The sequence below is a fragment of the Sphingobacterium sp. FBM7-1 genome (assembly GCF_020687765.1).
In the GTDB taxonomy this organism is placed as follows: domain Bacteria; phylum Bacteroidota; class Bacteroidia; order Sphingobacteriales; family Sphingobacteriaceae; genus Sphingobacterium.
Genome location: NZ_JAJEWJ010000022.1, coordinates 1 through 1,082 on the forward strand (window position 1 = coordinate 1; position 1,082 = coordinate 1,082).

The window sequence follows — 1,082 nt, forward strand, 5'->3', positions numbered from 1 at the left end:
ATCTAAAACCGTATCCTGATTACTTATATTTGCTTGTCTTATTGCATCTTTTATTAGCACTTTATCAATAGTAAAGTGCTGACCCGTAAAACGAACGGGCAATTTCTTTTTTGTCATTACTGCAAATTTAGTAACTTTGCTTGACAAATTAACGAGAAAGAAGAGAAAATGAAAGCCGACCGCATAACATCACCTATACGCAAGCAGGGGGTTCGTGCTTCGTAAGACAGGAAAGTGGTAAATTTGAAGTTCAGTTCTTCGTAGGAAGTTCAGTGGTTAAAATCCCTGCCTGCGTATAGCTGAGAACCGTTAGCGGGCATTGTAAAGGACTACCTCTAAAAAAGAAAACTTAGAAATGTATGAACTTAGAATTGCAAATACTACAATCTGACAATATTAAAGAGTTCAAGGACTTAATAGTTATTTTTGAAAATGTATTTGAAATGAAAAATTTCAATTTGCCAAGTGAATTGCACTTACAGAAACTATTAAACCAAGAAACCTTTTATGTAGTTACGGCTAGGGCAAACAACAAAGTTATAGGTGGGCTGACAGTTTATGTGCTTGACCAGTACTATTCAGATAAACCATTAGCCTATATATATGACCTTGCAGTATTGACGAATTACCAAAGAAAAGGCGTGGGGCGAAAGTTAATAGCGTTTACAAATCAATATTTCAAAGAAAAGGGATTTGAAGAAGTTTTTGTGCAAGCAGATGAAGTTGACAATTATGCTCTTGATTTCTACCGTCTTACAAATCCGACAGAAGAAGAGAAAGTGCGACATTTCTATTACAAATTAACTCTTGACAGTGAAAAGTAAACAAGAACAACGACCCGCTAACACGGGTTTTGCGTCAGGCGGGGTGACGTATCACTTGGAGCTTTGTGCTTCTATTCAAGTTCAGTGCAGGTTGACAGTTTTGTGCTCCGAAACCCGCCCGAACGCAAAGCCCGAAAACGTTAGCGGGCATTGTGAAAGATACCAGCATAACAGTTAAACATTGATAAATGAAAAAAAAACTACTTTGGATATTAATTTTAGGACTGATAATAATCAGTTGCAAACAAAGGAAAACAG

2 protein-coding genes are annotated in these 1,082 nt (G+C 36.8%); one reads left to right on the top strand and one right to left on the bottom strand.

All coding sequences use genetic code 11. The features are described from left to right. On the bottom strand, window positions 1-117 hold a 117-nt coding region (locus LKO28_RS15340), incomplete at its 3' end, for an rRNA adenine N-6-methyltransferase family protein (RefSeq protein ID WP_227695901.1). A gap of 242 nt (window positions 118-359) precedes the next feature. Between LKO28_RS15340 and LKO28_RS15345 the strand changes: the two genes are divergently transcribed. After that, the gene (locus LKO28_RS15345; RefSeq protein WP_024568394.1) at window positions 360-824 is read left to right on the top strand and encodes a GNAT family N-acetyltransferase; all 465 of its coding nucleotides are present in this window, start codon (window positions 360-362) and stop codon (window positions 822-824) included. The last annotated feature ends 258 nt before the right edge of the window (window positions 825-1,082 follow it).